Annotated in this window: 16 protein-coding genes and 1 riboswitch; of the genes, 10 read left to right on the plus strand and 6 right to left on the minus strand. The window is 46.9% G+C overall.

The features are described 5' to 3' along the window. From lptB to mgtE, 7 genes are all read left to right on the plus strand, one after another. Window positions 1-726, plus strand: a complete 726-nt coding sequence (gene lptB, locus AACT23_RS13925) for an LPS export ABC transporter ATP-binding protein (protein WP_013855971.1) — start codon at window positions 1-3, stop codon at window positions 724-726. A 51-nt stretch (window positions 727-777) separates the two neighbouring features. After that, window positions 778-2,238: an RNA polymerase factor sigma-54 gene (locus tag AACT23_RS13930; RefSeq protein WP_013855970.1), complete on the plus strand. Its 1,461-nt coding sequence runs from the start codon at window positions 778-780 to the stop codon at window positions 2,236-2,238. 25 nt (window positions 2,239-2,263) lie between these two features. Next, window positions 2,264-2,551: a ribosome hibernation promoting factor gene (gene hpf, locus AACT23_RS13935; protein WP_013855969.1), complete on the plus strand. Its 288-nt coding sequence runs from the start codon at window positions 2,264-2,266 to the stop codon at window positions 2,549-2,551. A 2-nt stretch (window positions 2,552-2,553) separates the two neighbouring features. Continuing rightward, complete coding sequence (gene ptsN, locus AACT23_RS13940; protein WP_013855968.1) at window positions 2,554-3,000, plus strand: PTS IIA-like nitrogen regulatory protein PtsN; 447 nt, start codon at window positions 2,554-2,556, stop codon at window positions 2,998-3,000. Window positions 3,001-3,016: 16 nt separating this feature from the next. Further along, window positions 3,017-3,874, plus strand: a complete 858-nt coding sequence (gene rapZ / locus AACT23_RS13945; RefSeq protein ID WP_010318814.1) for an RNase adapter RapZ — start codon at window positions 3,017-3,019, stop codon at window positions 3,872-3,874. Between the two features lie 10 nt (window positions 3,875-3,884). Further along, the gene (locus AACT23_RS13950; protein WP_013855967.1) at window positions 3,885-4,163 is read left to right on the plus strand and encodes an HPr family phosphocarrier protein; all 279 of its coding nucleotides are present in this window, start codon (window positions 3,885-3,887) and stop codon (window positions 4,161-4,163) included. Window positions 4,164-4,314: 151 nt separating this feature from the next. After that, window positions 4,315-5,670, plus strand: coding sequence for a magnesium transporter (mgtE, locus tag AACT23_RS13955; protein ID WP_013855966.1), 1,356 nt, complete (start codon window positions 4,315-4,317; stop codon window positions 5,668-5,670). Window positions 5,671-5,767: 97 nt separating this feature from the next. Here mgtE and pmbA read toward each other — a convergent pair whose 3' ends face one another. Continuing rightward, window positions 5,768-7,111, minus strand: coding sequence for a metalloprotease PmbA (gene pmbA / locus AACT23_RS13960; RefSeq protein ID WP_081245151.1), 1,344 nt, complete (start codon window positions 7,109-7,111; stop codon window positions 5,768-5,770). Window positions 7,112-7,219: 108 nt separating this feature from the next. Here pmbA and yjgA point away from each other — a divergent pair, with 108 nt between their 5' ends. Further along, a complete protein-coding gene (yjgA, locus tag AACT23_RS13965; RefSeq protein ID WP_010318810.1) occupies window positions 7,220-7,747 on the plus strand; it encodes a ribosome biogenesis factor YjgA in 528 nt (175 codons plus the stop codon). A 55-nt stretch (window positions 7,748-7,802) separates the two neighbouring features. Here the strand turns inward: yjgA and thiQ are convergent, their stop codons facing one another. From thiQ to mpl, 5 genes are all read right to left on the minus strand, one after another. Further along, a complete protein-coding gene (thiQ, locus tag AACT23_RS13970; RefSeq protein WP_017046452.1) occupies window positions 7,803-8,507 on the minus strand; it encodes a thiamine ABC transporter ATP-binding protein in 705 nt (234 codons plus the stop codon). Next, window positions 8,507-10,096, minus strand: coding sequence for a thiamine/thiamine pyrophosphate ABC transporter permease ThiP (gene thiP, locus AACT23_RS13975; RefSeq protein WP_094127423.1), 1,590 nt, complete (start codon window positions 10,094-10,096; stop codon window positions 8,507-8,509). Before thiP ends, thiQ begins: the two co-directional genes overlap by 1 nt. 13 nt (window positions 10,097-10,109) lie before the next feature. After that, window positions 10,110-11,102, minus strand: coding sequence for a thiamine ABC transporter substrate binding subunit (gene thiB / locus AACT23_RS13980; protein WP_094127425.1), 993 nt, complete (start codon window positions 11,100-11,102; stop codon window positions 10,110-10,112). Between the two features lie 66 nt (window positions 11,103-11,168). Continuing rightward, window positions 11,169-11,288, minus strand: a riboswitch (TPP riboswitch). 29 nt (window positions 11,289-11,317) lie between these two features. Beyond that, window positions 11,318-11,947, minus strand: coding sequence for a flavin prenyltransferase UbiX (locus AACT23_RS13985; RefSeq protein WP_094127427.1), 630 nt, complete (start codon window positions 11,945-11,947; stop codon window positions 11,318-11,320). Between the two features lie 29 nt (window positions 11,948-11,976). Then, window positions 11,977-13,335, minus strand: coding sequence for a UDP-N-acetylmuramate:L-alanyl-gamma-D-glutamyl-meso-diaminopimelate ligase (gene mpl, locus AACT23_RS13990; protein ID WP_094127429.1), 1,359 nt, complete (start codon window positions 13,333-13,335; stop codon window positions 11,977-11,979). 272 nt (window positions 13,336-13,607) lie between these two features. Here mpl and fbp point away from each other — a divergent pair, with 272 nt between their 5' ends. Next, the gene (gene fbp / locus AACT23_RS13995) at window positions 13,608-14,618 is read left to right on the plus strand and encodes a class 1 fructose-bisphosphatase (RefSeq protein ID WP_013855958.1); all 1,011 of its coding nucleotides are present in this window, start codon (window positions 13,608-13,610) and stop codon (window positions 14,616-14,618) included. A 177-nt stretch (window positions 14,619-14,795) separates the two neighbouring features. Continuing rightward, window positions 14,796-15,323, plus strand: coding sequence for an inorganic diphosphatase (gene ppa, locus AACT23_RS14000; RefSeq protein ID WP_010318803.1), 528 nt, complete (start codon window positions 14,796-14,798; stop codon window positions 15,321-15,323). The last annotated feature ends 162 nt before the right edge of the window (window positions 15,324-15,485 follow it).

Below are 15,485 nucleotides of genomic sequence, written 5' to 3' on the forward strand. Positions count from 1 at the left end.
ATGGCCATACTTAAAGCAGAACATTTAGCGAAAAGCTATAAAAAACGCAAAGTCGTCTCTGACGTCAGCTTGCAAGTAGAATCGGGGCAGATTGTTGGCTTACTCGGCCCTAACGGCGCAGGAAAAACCACATCGTTTTACATGATCGTCGGCCTTGTCGCTCGTGATGAAGGTAAGATCAGTATTGATGATCACGACATCAGCATTTTACCTATGCACAGTCGCTCACGCTTAGGGATCGGCTACTTACCTCAAGAAGCGTCTATTTTTCGAAAATTATCGGTCGAAGATAACATCATGGCGGTACTTGAAACCCGTGAATCGATGACCCGTGAAGAGCGCCAAGATAAACTCGAAGATCTACTAGAAGAATTTCACATTCAACATATCCGCCATAGTGCGGGAATGGCGCTATCGGGTGGTGAACGTCGCCGAGTTGAAATTGCCCGCGCTCTTGCCGCAAACCCACAATTTATTTTGCTTGATGAACCCTTTGCAGGGGTCGACCCCATTTCCGTTATCGACATTAAAAAGATCATCCAACACCTGCGAGATCGTGGCTTAGGCGTTTTAATCACAGACCACAACGTTCGAGAAACATTGGACGTCTGTGAAAAAGCCTATATTGTAAGCCAGGGTCGTTTGATCGCAGAAGGTACACCACATGACGTGCTCAATAATGAAGAGGTAAAACAAGTTTATCTCGGTGAACAATTCCGTCTATGATTAAGTAGAGAGTGACATCAATTCTAAAAATAATAAGGTAACTGGCACTGAATGAAACCCTCATTACAACTGAAGCTCGGCCAACAATTAGCGATGACACCGCAGTTACAACAAGCCATTCGTTTGTTGCAACTCTCCACATTGGAACTCCAGCAAGAGATCCAAGAGGCTCTAGAGTCTAATCCATTATTGGATGTTGAAGAGGCCTATGAAGAGAATGCCACCGCCGATGTTCATAGCATCAATGAGGAGAAAGAAGCCAGTGCTGAGGTGTTAGATATTGAGCCACAAGACAGCTCTGACTTAATTGAAAAATCCGAAATCAGCAGCGAGCTTGAGATCGACACCACATGGGATGATGTCTACAGCGCGAACACAGGCAGCACAGGGATCGCCCTTGATGATGACATGCCCGTGTACCAAGGTGAAACAACGCAAACCCTGCAAGATTATCTACTGTGGCAATTAGATCTTACGCCGTTTAGCGACACCGACCGCAGCATTGCTCTTGCCTTGATTGACGCCATCGATGACTACGGTTATCTCACCGTTTCTTTGGATGATATTTTAGAAAGCTTTGCCGATGAAAATATCGAGCTTGATGAAATTGAAGCCGTTCGTAAACGTGTTCAGCAGTTTGATCCCCTCGGTGTGGCTTCAGTCAACCTTCAAGACTGCCTGCTTTTACAATTAGCGACCTACCCTGCCAGTACCCCTTGGTTAGAAGAAGCTAAACAGCTGCTGATCCAACACATTGATCTGCTCGGCAACCGTGACTACAAGTTGATCATCAAAGAAACCAAGTTAAAAGAAGAAGATCTGCGAGAGGTATTGCAGCTCATTCAACAACTTGACCCAAGACCGGGAAATAATATTTCAACCGAGCACGCCGAATACGTTGTGCCTGACGTGTCTGTTTACAAAGATCACGGCAAATGGGTGGTCACAATAAACCCAGATAGCGTACCAAAACTTAAGATAAATCAACAATATGCAGCATTAGGCAAAGGTAACAGTGCCGATAGCAACTACATTCGCAGCAATTTGCAAGAAGCAAAATGGCTTATTAAGAGTTTAGAAAGTAGAAACGAGACACTGCTCAAAGTTGCCAAGTGTATTGTTGAACATCAACGTGATTTCTTTGAGTATGGTGAAGAGGCGATGAAGCCAATGGTACTCAATGACGTTGCTTTAGCGGTAGAAATGCATGAATCCACCATATCAAGGGTGACAACGCAGAAGTACATGCATACTCCGCGTGGTATTTTCGAATTGAAATACTTCTTCTCCAGCCATGTCAGTACCGACAGCGGGGGAGAGTGTTCATCGACTGCAATACGAGCACTGATTAAAAAACTGGTGGCCGCTGAAAATACAGCCAAACCATTAAGTGACAGTAAAATTGCAGATCTACTGGCTGACCAAGGGATTCAGGTAGCTAGACGGACGATAGCTAAATACCGTGAATCGTTGGGCATTGCTCCATCGAGTCAGCGCAAACGCCTACTGTAAGGCACAAAACAGAGAAGGAAAGTCTATGCAAATCAACATTAATGCCCATCACATTGATCTGACCGATTCAATGCAAGACTATGTAAACTCGAAGTTTCAAAAACTTGAGCGATTTTTTGACCATATCAATAACGTACAGGTTGTTTTACGTGTTGAAAAAGTACAACAGATCGCTGAAGCTACGCTCCACATAAATCAAGGTGATATCCACGCCGTGGCCGACAATGAAAATATGTATGCTGCCATTGACAGTTTAGTGGATAAACTCGTAAGACAACTCAACAAGCATAAAGAAAAGCTAAGTAGTCATTAATCATGCAATTAAGCGAAGTACTCTCATTGGACTGCACGAAAAGTGCGGTCCAATGCACCAGTAAAAAAAGAGCCCTAGAAATCATTAGCGAAATCGCTGCTGAGTATTCAGGTCAAAATTCCACCGAGCTGTTTGAATGCATGCTCAGCCGAGAAAAAATGGGCAGTACTGGTATTGGTAATGGCATCGCCATTCCTCATGCAAGAATGACCAACAGTGATCGTGCCATTGCCGTTTTGCTGCAGTGTGAAGAACCGATTGAGTTTGATGCCATTGATAATCGACCTGTCGATCTACTATTTGCGTTGCTCGTTCCTGAAGAGCAGTGCAAAGAGCATTTAAAAACGCTCGCTTGTATGGCCGAGCGCCTCAATGACAAACAAGTTTTAAAACAGCTTCGAAGTGCACAAAGCGATCAAGAGCTGTACGACATCATGACTAACCAATAACCACCGAGCCGAAACTATGCGTTTAATCGTTGTGAGTGGTCAATCAGGCGCAGGGAAAAGCGTTGCTTTACGAGTACTGGAGGATCTCGGCTACTATTGTGTCGATAACCTTCCCGTCAACTTGTTGGATGCGTTTATTCAATCTGTCCAAGGCAGTAAACAAAATGTCGCGGTGAGTATTGATATCCGTAACTTGCCCCAAGAGCCTAGTTTGGTTGCGGATGTTTTAGAGCAGCTAAAACAGAATAACGACGTTAGTGTGCTGTTTCTCGATGCCAGTAAAGAGACACTACTCAAGCGCTACAGCGAAACGCGTCGTATCCATCCTCTCTCATTAAACGCCGATAAACCTTCACTTGCGCAAGCGATTGAATTGGAAAAGTCGCTGCTTGCACCGCTCAAAGAGCAAGCCGATTTAGTGCTCGATAGCAGTAATCAATCGTTGCATGAGTTGAGCGAAACCGTACGCATGCGAATTGAAGGACGTGAGCGCAAAGATCTGGTGATGGTGTTTCAGTCTTTTGGCTTCAAATATGGACTACCCAGCGATGCAGACTACGTGTTTGATGTGCGTTTTTTACCCAACCCACATTGGGAACCCGATCTTCGCCCATTAACTGGCCTGGATGCACCAATTAAGTCGTTTCTTGAACGCCATAGTGAAGTAATTGAACTTAAACAACAAATTCAAAAGTTTGTTGAATACTGGCTGCCGATGCTCGAAAAAAACAACCGCAGTTATCTCACAATTGCGATTGGTTGCACCGGTGGTAAGCACCGCTCCGTTTACCTGACTCAACAGCTTGGCGAGTACTTTGCTCAATTGGGTCACCAAGTACAGATACGCCATACATCATTAGAAAAACAGCAATAGGAGCGATGGTATGCCACTATTAAGTAAAACGGTTTTAATCCAAAATCGCTTGGGCCTTCATGCTCGTGCAGCCGTTAAGCTGGTTGAACTGTCGCAATCTTTTGATGCGGTGGTCACCATTCAAAGTGAAGAAGGAAAAGAAGCCACTGCAGACAGTGTGATGGGTTTATTGATGCTCGAATCCGCACAAGGTCAATACATCACCATCAATGCTGAAGGCTCACAAGCAGAGCCTGCTTTGCAAGCGGTTAGTTCGCTGATTGAACATAAATTCGATGAAGACGAGTAAGCACAAGGCTTACACTCCACTCTCCCACAGACAGCGCATGCGCGCCCCTGATAGTCAAAATAAATTCAGTGCTTAATAAGAACTTATTAAATAAGGCCTAGAATTAAGTTACTATTCAACACATTGTAAGAATCCTAAGTAGGGGGAAACCATGGCCGAGCAAATTGAATTTGATCAAGCTCACCTAACCCTCCAAGAAGTCAGCGAAGCTTTAGAAAATGGTCGTTTTGTCCATGTCCGTCGCCAATTGCAGGACATGGAGCCAGAAGATATTGCTCACCTCTTAGAAGCCTCTCCACGTAAAAGCCGGGAGGTGTTATGGCAACTCACCGACCCAGAAGACTACGGTGAAATCCTTGATGAGCTCAACGAAGACGTCAAAGATGCACTAGTTTCCAAAATGGCACCCGAAAAACTGGCAGAAGCGACCGAAGGCATGGACACCGATGACGTGGCCTATGTACTGCGTAGCTTGCCAGATGACGTGTCACGCGAAGTGCTTTCGCAGATGGACAGCGCTGATCGCCAGCGCGTTGAAACCGCGCTCTCCTATTCAGAGGAAACAGCCGGCGGGATCATGAATACCGACGTGATCACCATTCGTGGTGACGTTGATATTGACGTGGTTTTACGCTATTTACGCATGCGCGGCGATCTGCCCGAAGCAACCGATGCACTTTACGTGATTGACGATGAAAGTAAGCTGATTGGGCATCTCTCACTCACCACCTTGCTGACCACGCAACCGGATATTCCAGTAAGTGAAGTCATGGATGATGCCGATGAGGCGATTTTGGTCACCACCAGCGACTCAGATGTTGCCAGCCTGTTTGAACGTCGCAACTGGGTGTCCGCGCCTGTGGTGGATGAAAACCAGCACTTGGTCGGTCGGATCACCATTGATGACGTCGTTGACATCATTCGTGAAGATGCCGAACACTCAATGATGAGCATGGCTGGTATGAACGATGACGAAGATACCTTTGCTCCGGTAGTCAAATCCGCTCGTAAACGGACCATCTGGCTTGGGGCAAATGTTTTGGCCGCCCTCGCCGCTGCCTCTGTTTCTAACATGTTTGAAGCAACACTGGATCAAATGGCCGCCATTGCCGTGCTAATGACCATAGTGCCCTCAATGGGTGGTGTCGCAGGTAACCAAACTGTGGCCTTGGTCATTCGTGGTTTAGCATTGGGACATATCGGTGACAGTAACCAACGTGAATTGCTATTCAAAGAAGCGGCGATCGGTTTTTTAAATGGCATCATGTGGGCCACCATCATTGGCGGCATTGTGGTGGCATGGAAAGGCAATTGGATGCTTGGCGGCATCATTTCCGCAGCAATGATGGCCAACCTACTCATTGCCGGGATCGCCGGCGTCACCATCCCAATTTTACTGAAAAAAATGAAAATCGACCCGGCTCTTGCTGGCGGAATGGCGTTAACAACCGTCACCGATGTGGTTGGGCTTTCTGTCTTTCTCGGCTTGGCGACCATTTTGATGTAGCCATATTTTGATGTAACCCTATAGTGATACATACCCAAACCACCCATAAAAAAAGCTTGGTTGTTATACCAAGCTTTTTCATATTCAGCTTAAGCGATTATTCGCCCGCAATTTTCATCGATTCAAGTAAAATAGACCCAGTTTGGATTTGCGAGCGTGTTTCGACATCACTCCCTACCGCCACCATTTGCTGGAACATATCTTTCAAATTACCCGCGATAGTAATCTCAGATACAGGGTATTGAATCACACCGTTTTCAACCCAGAAACCAGCGGCGCCACGCGAATAATCACCTGTCACTGCATTTACACCTTGACCCATCACTTCAGTGACTAACAAACCTGTACCCAACGCTTTGAGCATCTGCTCAAAATTTTGCCCTGTGGATTGAACATACCAGTTATGGATGCCACCCGCGTGACCAGTTGGAGTCATCTTCATTTTACGAGCGGCATAGCTGCTCAGAAGATAAGTCGAGAGCACGCCATCAGTAATGATTTGGCGGTCTTGAGTAAATACCCCTTCACTATCAAATGGGCTTGATGCCAACGCACGTAATACATGGGGTTTTTCGGCAATATTGAACCAATCGGGTAAAATTTTCTCGCCTAACTTATCAAGTAAAAAGGAAGATTTACGATACAAGCTGCCACCACTGATCGCCATCACCAAATGGCCAATCAAACCTGTCGCTACATCTGCGGCAAACATCACCGGAACTTTGCCCGTCTTCAGTTTTTTTGCATCTAAACGGCTGATGGTTTTTTCTGCAGCTTGTTGCCCGACCAGCTCTGGCGACCATAAATCGTCGCGGTGACGTGCAACGGTATAGCTATAATCACGCTCCATCTCACCATTTTTACCCTCACCAATCACGCAGCAGCTAATACTATGACGGCTAGAGGCATAACTCGCGAGCAAACCATGGCTATTACCATACACTTTCACACCGTAATGGCTGTCATAACTTGCGCCATCACTTTGTTTGATCTTGTTGCTGTAAGCTAACGCTTTCTCTTCTGCAGCAATGGCAATTTTAGCGGCCATATCCGGGTTAGGTTCATCGGGATGGAAGAGATCTAAATCAGGAATATTTCGCACCATTAGCTCTTGAGGTGCAGGGCCTGCATAAGGATCTTCAGAAGTGTAAAGCGCAATATCAAGCGCTGCAGCGACCGTCTGCGCAATTGCTTTTTCACTGAGATCTGACGTCGACGCACTGCCTTTACGTTGCCCACGATACACAGTGATGCCTAATGCCCCATCACTGTTAAATTCTACGTTTTCAACTTCACACATTCGCGTCGAAACACTCAGGCCGGTACTTTTGGTGATCGCCACTTCGGCAGCATCAGAACTGAGCGCAGCCATCTCTAATGCCTTAGCAACCGCCGCTTCAAGTTCGATGCGCTGCTGAGCAACTTGTTGTTTTACGTCCATATCTCATCAATTATTAGCAAACAATGTCATTAGGATAACAAGAATTTCGCTTTCTCCCCACGATTCTTGCTAAAATAGCTGACATACATAACTCAATAGATGAAGAAAATGGCGCGTAAGAATCAAAAAGCTCCTTGGGAAGAAGAAGAGGAGATCATTTGGGTTAGCAAAACCGAAATGAAAAACGACATGACTGAGCTACAAAAACTGGGTGAAGAGCTGGTTGCTCTGAAGCCGTCTCAGTTAGCAAAAATCCCGATGTCTGAAGATTTGATGGATGCCATCAAAGATGCTCAGCGTTTTAGCATGGAAGCCAGACGCCGCCAACTGCAATACATTGGAAAAATGATGCGTACCATCGATGCCGAACCAATTCAAGCGGCATTGGATAAACTGCGTAACAAGCACTCACAAAATACCGCCATGCTGCACAAGCTCGAACAGATGCGTGATCGTATTGTGGAGAAAGGTGACAGCGCGATTGAAGATGCGATGGCACTCTATCCAGAGATGGATCGTCAACGTCTGCGCCAATTAGCGCGTCAAGCAAATAAAGAGAAAGCCAACAGCAAACCACCAAGAGCATCACGAGAGATTTTCCAAGTGCTCAGAGAGCATAACGATAAGTCAGTGTAACCTGTCATAGTGCTGATTAGACGCAAAAACCTCACCTAAACGTGTGAGGTTTTTTTTATTCCCCTGCACGCACAAAATCACTGAGCTGCGCGTCTGCGTGTTGCGCGGAAAGTGCCTCAATGCGATCACTCACTAACACATGTCCTTGAGCCATAAACGCAAAATGGCTCGCAATCGCTTTGGCATCACTAATATGGTGCGTCACCATCACAACAGTGATCGCTCTTTCTGCGGCTAACTGCTTAACCAAAAGCAGCATCTCTTCTCTGAGTAGCGGATCCAAGGCGGAAAAGGGCTCATCCAGCAGCCAGATAGGATGTGGTTGTACAAAACAGCGCGCCAGAGCAACTCGTTGACGCTGCCCCCCTGAGAGCTGCTCAGGCAAGCGATCAAGTAGCGCAGCCAAACCCACTTGCTGCGCGGCGCACTCAACTAACGCCTTTTGCGAAGTGGTTAATTTCAGCCCCGGATGTAACCCAAGGCTAATATTTTCACGTACAGTGAGATGGGCAAAAAGATTGTGCTCTTGAAACAGCATCGAAAAAGGACGCAAGTGTGGCTCTTGCCCAAGTAAGGATTGCCCTTGCACTTGGATATCGCCGCTTTTCGGTGCAATAAAGCCCGCAACTAAGCTCAGTAAAGTTGACTTGCCCGCGCCACTTGGCCCCATCAAAGAGAGAATCGCCCCTCGCGGTACAGAAAGCGAAAATTCAAACCACTCCTGTTGATACTCATAATGTACGGCCTTGAGTTCTAACATTACTTTACCTTTGAATGTGAGTGAAATAACCGCTCAATGAGGGCAAAACACCCCACACTGAGTAGCAACAGCGTAAGAGAAACCACCGCCGCCGCTTGCATTTGGTAACTGCCCAGCAGTTGGAACAGGTAAAGCGGTAAGGTTCTAAACTCTTGGCTACCAAATAGAGCAATCGCACTTAAATCCCCCATTGAGAGCAAAAAGCTGATCGCAAAGGCATGCGCTAAGGGTTTACGCAACGCACGCAGCTCAATCACTTGCAAACGCTGCCACCCTTTAATGCCAAGGCTGGCACATAACCATTGATATTGCTGCGCGATATGCAGCATAGGTTGCGCCAATGTTTTCAACACATACGGCAATGCCATTAAGCCATTGACGAAAAAAACCACCCAATACGCTAGGCTAAATGCATCGGTCCAGATACGCAGCAACAGAAAAAGCCCGGTGCTTATAACAAGCCCTGGCGTGACCAAAATAATCGCGCCAATCAACTCTAGTTGGTCCGCCTTACGGTTGTGCTGCTGCAGGCGCCAAGCGCGAGTCGTGATCAGTATGGCAACCCCAGCCGAAACAGCAACCACGCTTGCCAATAACGCCACTTGCAGTGAAGCCCAAAGCGCACGCCAGAATTGCTCATCACTCAAGACGTGAAAAAGCTGCGAATTTAAACCGCTCAAGATGACCATCACCAGCGGCGGAAGTACTAACAGCAACGCAAGGAAGATCCATGCGCCGTCCCAGTATTGTGCTTTTCGATTGTCTCGACTAACCACATAATCACTCGCTTGACGCCCTGTGGTGATGGCTAACGGCTTCGCTAGACGTGAAATGGATAGAGACAGCAGCCCGCATAACAGCATCTGCCACAGCGCAAGCAGCGCGCCGGCTTGTAAATCAAAATCAAATTTGATCGCCTGATAAATCGCCAGCTCAATCGTGGTAGATTTAGGCCCGCCGCCAAGTGCCATCACAGTGGCAAAACTGGTAAAACAGAGCATGAACACCAAACCACAGACATGAGGAAGCTGCTGACGCAAACGCGGCCATTCAACCCAACGAAATTTGTGCCAATGACTCATGCCAAGATGCGCGCATAACTTATGTTGTTCAGCCGGGATCGACTCTAACGCTTGCAGCAATAAACGGCTGGCATACGGGAGATTAAAAAACAGATGCGCCAGTAAAATACCGTTTAATCCGTAAATGGAAAACGGCAGTTTGCTATCAAACCACGCGAGCAGCGAGGCGAGCAGACCGCTATTACCATAAATGGCCAACAAACCAAATACGCCCACCAGCACTGGAAGCACTAAGGTCGTTGCAAACAATTTAATCAGCAGCGCGCGTCCCCAAAATCGACGACGGTAAAGTGCGTGAGCAACAGGAACCGCGAAACCAACACTGAGCAGCATCGACAAGCTGGCTTGGTAAAAACTAAATTGAGTAACATGGCGATAATACGGGTCTTGCCATACGTGCATCACATTTAAGCTGGGTGCTTGTAACAGCAACGCCGCCAATGCACTGATGACAAAGGTCGCGACAAGCATCGCGACCCCAATGCCTATTTTAGGAATAGCATTCAAACTTTATCGAACCTTAAAACGTTAAGGCGGTTTGCCACTCACGGATCCACGCTTTACGCATCTCAGACACCTCTTGTGCGCTAAAGGTAAGCGCCTTTGGTGGCACAGCCAGCGTTTCAAAACCTTTCGGTAGCGCGACAGACGTCACAGGATACATCCAGTTTCCGGTTGGCATCACCGACTGAAATTGATCACTTAAAATAAAGTGCATGAACTCATCGGCCAATTTGCCGTTATCACTGTGTTTTACTTTCGCAGCCACTTCCACTTGCATGTAGTGTCCTTCGGCAAAATCAGCAGCCGCATACTTGGCGTCATTTTCCGCAATCAAATGATAGGCTGGAGAGGTGGTGTAAGAGAGCACCAGATCGGACTCACCTTTTAAAAACATCGCATAGGCTTCTGACCAACCTTTGGTGACTGTCACCGTCTTATTGGCGAGCTGTTGCCATGCTAAATTGGCTTTCTCACCATAGACAGATTTCATCCACAGCAGTAAGCCTTGACCGGGTGTTGAAGTGCGCGGATCTTGATAAATCACTTTAAGATCATCGCGCTTTTCTACCAATTCTTTTAAGCTTTTCGGTGGGTTTGCTAATTTCTCTTTATTGTAAACAAAGGCAAAATAGCCGTAATCATAAGGAACAAATGTTTCATCACTCCAACCACCGGGTAGCGTGACTTGGCTCATCTCGACATTATGATCTGCCAATAAGCCAGTCTGTTTGGCCTCGGCCATTAAGTTGTTATCTAAACCGAGTACGATGTCTGCTTTACTGTTATTACCTTCAAGACGCAAACGGTTTAGGATCGATACCCCATCATCGAGTGCCACAAACTGAAGATCGCAAGCGCATTGTGCTTCGAATGCTTTTTCAATCGCCGGTCCCGGGCCCCATTCTGATGCGAACGAGTCATAAGTATAAACGGTAAGGATATTGTCAGCGGCATGCGCTGGAAAAGAGGTGATGGTGGCAAGTGCAATGGTATTAAGAGTGGTGTTCAACTGGTCGCTCTCCTTGGTTGAGCGGCACAGGCTTGAGGAGGATGAGAATATTCCATTATTCCTATTCTGAGATCCTAACCCAATTCCTACGCCAGCATTATCTGGTTCAGGTTTACGGGTCCCAAGCTCACGCTTGATCTCAGCAGCATTCATTGAGATGAATGATTTGCTCCCCGTTGAGTGAGGTGGATTGTAATTGGAATTAACGCAATAAGCTACACCATTGGGCGTGAGTCATATCCCCAACGCGGCACAAGCCCTTGTTCAACGCCTAAATGGTCCAAAATACGCGCCACCATAAAATCGACCAAGTCTTCAATTGACTGCGGCTGATGATAAAAACCGGGGGCAGCGGGCATAATGGTGACGCCCATTTGCGACAACTTGAGCATGTTTTCTAAATGTAAGGTGGAAAACGGAGTTTCGCGTACCACTAACACCAATTGGCCACGCTCTTTCATCACTACATCGGCAGCACGTTCGATCAAATTATCGGACATGCCATGGGCAATCGCCGCAACGCTGCCTGCCGAACATGGGCACACCACCATCTGTTTTGGCGCAGCAGAGCCCGAAGCAACTGGAGAGAACCACTCTTCTTTGCCGCACACGACAAGCTGTGAGGCATCGCAGTGTAAATGTTCCACCAACGCTGCTTTGGCTGCCTCAGTCCCACTGGGCAACTTCAAACCGTGCTCGGTTGCAAGCACAACGCGCGCGGCCGAAGAGATCAGCAGATACACTCGGTAATCTGCAGCCAATAAACACTCCAACAGACGAAGTCCGTAAGGAGCACCTGAAGCGCCAGTAAAGGCTAAAGTGATGGCTTTCTGTTTTGTTGTCATAACTCTCTATTTCGTTTGTGTCGCTGGCATTACATGGCTTGATTTAATGCAAGTAGGAGCTTGTTATGAATACCTTCAAAGCCACCATTGCTCATCACCAAAATGTGATCGCCCGGCTGGGCTTCCTGCGCAATTTGCGCGACGAAAGCATCAATATCATCATTCACTTGCGCTGGTTGTGAGCATTGATCAGCTACATCCTGCACCGACCAAGCAAGATTGTTAGGCTGATAGAGATAAACTGAATCGGCTTGCTGTAATGACGCCGCTAAAGTTTGCTTATGTACGCCCAACTTCATCGTAGCCGAACGAGGCTCTAAAACCGCGATAATTTTCTGATCGCCTACCTTGTTACGTAAACCACCCAAAGTAAGTTCAATGGCCGTTGGATGATGAGCAAAATCGTCATACAACGTAATACCGTTCACTTCGCCTTTGAGCTCTAAACGACGTTTGGTATTGATAAATTTGCCCAAAGCTTGACAGGCTAAATCTGGTGTGACCCCTACGTGACGCGCCGCGCCAATCGCCATTAAGGCGTTATCGACATTATGATCGCCAACCAAATCCCAAGTCACGCGCCCCACGCGTTCATTGTCAAAGAACACATCAAATTGCGAACCATCACGCGTGATTTTTTCAGCTTTCCACTGCGCTTTCTCACCGATAAACTCGGTTTCGCTCCAGCAGCCACGTGCGAGAACATCCGCTAATGCGCGCTCTTTTTGCGGAGCAAAAATACGACCATTGCCCGGAACAGTACGCACTAGATGATGAAATTGGCGCTTAATCGCTTCAAGATCGTCAAAAATGTCCGCATGATCAAACTCTAAGTTGTTCAACACTAAAGTTCGTGGATGATAATGGACAAACTTAGAACGCTTATCGAAAAAAGCACTGTCATATTCATCGGCTTCAACCACGAAAAACATGCTTTCGCCCAAACGCGCAGAAATGCCAAAGTTGCCAAGTACGCCTCCCACCAAAAAGCCCGGTTGGTAACCGCAATCTTCTAAGATCCACGCCAACATGCTCGACGTGGTGGTTTTACCGTGTGTGCCAGCCACCGCAAGGACCCAGCGATCATGCAACAGGAACTCTTGCAACCATTGCGAGCCAGAGGTGTAACGCAAGTTGTGGTTCAGCACATATTCAACACACGGATTGCCGCGACTCATGGCGTTGCCAATCACCACCAAATCAGGCTTGGGCTCTAATTGAGCAGGGTCAAAGCCTTCGATAATCTCGATACCTTGAGACTCCAATAACGTACTCATCGGTGGGTAAACGTTGGCGTCGCTGCCGGTAACTTTATGACCTAATTGCCGCGCTAAAACGGCAACACCGCCCATAAACGTACCGCAAATCCCAAGAATGTGAATATGCATAAATCCTAGCCTCGCACATGGCGTTGTGAGTGATTGTCTCCATTATCACCATCCATTTAAGAAAAGCGAGCATGTTTGCAACTTCTAAAAAGTCGACAAACAAATTGAGATCTCAATCTGTTACTTCATTACCATTAAAAAGATCTAAGCCCTAAAATCGCAGTGTTACCCAAACGTTATCAAATGGGTGCCTCGTTTCGGCCGACATCCCAACAAGAGGATGCGTTGTGAAACAATCACTCCCCCCTATATAGCTATGTTAAGGAAATAACATGTCTGAGATTCGCACTCTTGGCGAGTTTATTGTTGAGAAACAACATGACTTCCCCCACGCAAGCGGTGATCTTTCATCTCTGTTGTCCTCTATTCGTCTTGCGGCAAAAATTGTTAATAGAGAAATCAACAAAGCAGGCCTTGCTGATATTACCGGCGCAGTTGGTACGGATAATATTCAAGGCGAAGAACAACAAAAACTCGATGTCTACGCCAACGAAAAATTTAAAGCGGCGCTTGAAGCGCGCGATCAAGTATGTGGTGTCGCCAGTGAAGAAGAAGATGAAGCGGTTGCGTTTAGCAAAGAGCTCAACAAAAATGCAAAATACGTGGTGTTGATGGACCCGCTGGACGGCTCATCCAACATCGATGTCAATGTCTCTGTCGGCACGATTTTTTCTATTTATCGCCGCGTATCGCCAGTCGGCACGCCACCAACACAAGAAGACTTCTTACAACCCGGTAATAAACAGGTTGCGGCTGGTTATGTTATTTACGGCTCTTCAACCATGTTGGTGTATACCACTGGCAACGGCGTGAATGGCTTTACTTATGATCCGTCACTCGGCACCTTCTATCTTTCACACCCCAATATGATGACCTTCGATGATGGTAAAATTTACTCCATCAATGAAGGTAACTACATCCGCTTCCCAACTGGCGTCAAAAAATACATTAAATACTGCCAAGAGAATGTGCCTGAAGATAATCGCCCTTACACGTCACGTTACATTGGTTCGCTAGTGGCGGATTTTCACCGTAACCTGCTCAAAGGTGGGATCTATCTATACCCAAGCACGCAAAGCCATCCAAACGGCAAGCTGCGTCTATTGTATGAATGCAATCCTATGGCGTTTTTGATTGAACAAGCAGGCGGTATTGCTTCTGACGGTGTCAATCGCGTGTTGGATATTAAGCCGACAGAACTGCATCAACGTGTGCCATTCTTCTGCGGTTCAAAAAATATGGTCCATAAATTGGAAGAGTTCTTGGAACTCAATCGCGATTAAATCAGCTCAATGAGCGCCTAACTCTAGGCGCTTTTTTTATCGATAAATATGAGGCAAGACTCTCTTTTTACGGTTTACACCGTTTCCTATTTACCGCTAAAGTTGCAACACAAGCGTTTACGTTCTGTTAATCAACCCAAAACAATTCAAGTCCAGCGACGAAAAAGGAAATGCTAAATGAGCTTAAACAACGTTCCGGCAGGAAAATCACTGCCTGATGATATTTACGTGGTGATTGAAATTCCAGCCAACGCCGACCCAATCAAATACGAAGTCGACAAAGAATCTGGCGCGGTATTTGTGGACCGTTTCATGTCTTCACCTATGTTCTACCCATGCAACTACGGTTATGTGAATCACACCTTATCGCTCGATGGCGATCCTGTCGATGTGTTGGTGCCCACCCCTTACCCGCTCATGCCAGGCTCGGTGATTCGCTGCCGCCCAGTTGGCGTATTGAAGATGACCGATGAGTCTGGTGAAGATGCCAAAGTGGTGGCGGTTCCTCACTCCAAGCTCACTAAAGAGTACGACCACATTCAAGACGTAAATGACCTGCCAGCACTACTGAAGGCGCAAATTACACAGTTCTTTGAACGCTATAAAGAGCTTGAAGCGGGCAAATGGGTCAAAGTCGATGGATGGGAAGATGCCGCTGCCGCGCGAGCTGAAATCCTGACTTCATTTGAACGCGCTCAAAAATAGTCACCATCATTAAACAGTCACGATAGTTATATACCTAAACAACTTGGAGTTGCAGGTAGGCGGCAAGTGAGTGAGTCCCCATGAGCATAGGCAAACTATGTGATTGGGGTGAACGAACGTAGCCAACACCGCTGCAGCTTCAAGTAGGAAGGGTATAAGTGT

Origin of the sequence: Vibrio sp. V09_P4A23P171, assembly GCF_963875615.1 — a bacterium.
Taxonomy (GTDB): domain Bacteria; phylum Pseudomonadota; class Gammaproteobacteria; order Enterobacterales; family Vibrionaceae; genus Vibrio; species Vibrio anguillarum.

Bases quoted from the DNA above. Each gene is read 5' to 3' on its own strand.
- mpl (WP_094127429.1), bottom strand. From the start codon at position 13,335: ATGCATATTCACATTCTTGGGATTTGCGGTACGTTTATGGGCGGTGTT.
- hpf (WP_013855969.1), top strand. From the start codon at position 2,264: ATGCAAATCAACATTAATGCCCATCACATTGATCTGACCGATTCAATG.
- fbp (WP_013855958.1), top strand. From the start codon at position 13,608: ATGTCTGAGATTCGCACTCTTGGCGAGTTTATTGTTGAGAAACAACAT.
- AACT23_RS13930 (WP_013855970.1), top strand. From the start codon at position 778: ATGAAACCCTCATTACAACTGAAGCTCGGCCAACAATTAGCGATGACA.
- ppa (WP_010318803.1), top strand. From the start codon at position 14,796: ATGAGCTTAAACAACGTTCCGGCAGGAAAATCACTGCCTGATGATATT.
- AACT23_RS13950 (WP_013855967.1), top strand. From the start codon at position 3,885: ATGCCACTATTAAGTAAAACGGTTTTAATCCAAAATCGCTTGGGCCTT.
- mgtE (WP_013855966.1), top strand. From the start codon at position 4,315: ATGGCCGAGCAAATTGAATTTGATCAAGCTCACCTAACCCTCCAAGAA.
- thiQ (WP_017046452.1), bottom strand. From the start codon at position 8,507: ATGTTAGAACTCAAGGCCGTACATTATGAGTATCAACAGGAGTGGTTT.
- pmbA (WP_081245151.1), bottom strand. From the start codon at position 7,111: ATGGACGTAAAACAACAAGTTGCTCAGCAGCGCATCGAACTTGAAGCG.
- ptsN (WP_013855968.1), top strand. From the start codon at position 2,554: ATGCAATTAAGCGAAGTACTCTCATTGGACTGCACGAAAAGTGCGGTC.
- yjgA (WP_010318810.1), top strand. From the start codon at position 7,220: ATGGCGCGTAAGAATCAAAAAGCTCCTTGGGAAGAAGAAGAGGAGATC.
- AACT23_RS13985 (WP_094127427.1), bottom strand. From the start codon at position 11,947: ATGACAACAAAACAGAAAGCCATCACTTTAGCCTTTACTGGCGCTTCA.
- lptB (WP_013855971.1), top strand. From the start codon at position 1: ATGGCCATACTTAAAGCAGAACATTTAGCGAAAAGCTATAAAAAACGC.
- rapZ (WP_010318814.1), top strand. From the start codon at position 3,017: ATGCGTTTAATCGTTGTGAGTGGTCAATCAGGCGCAGGGAAAAGCGTT.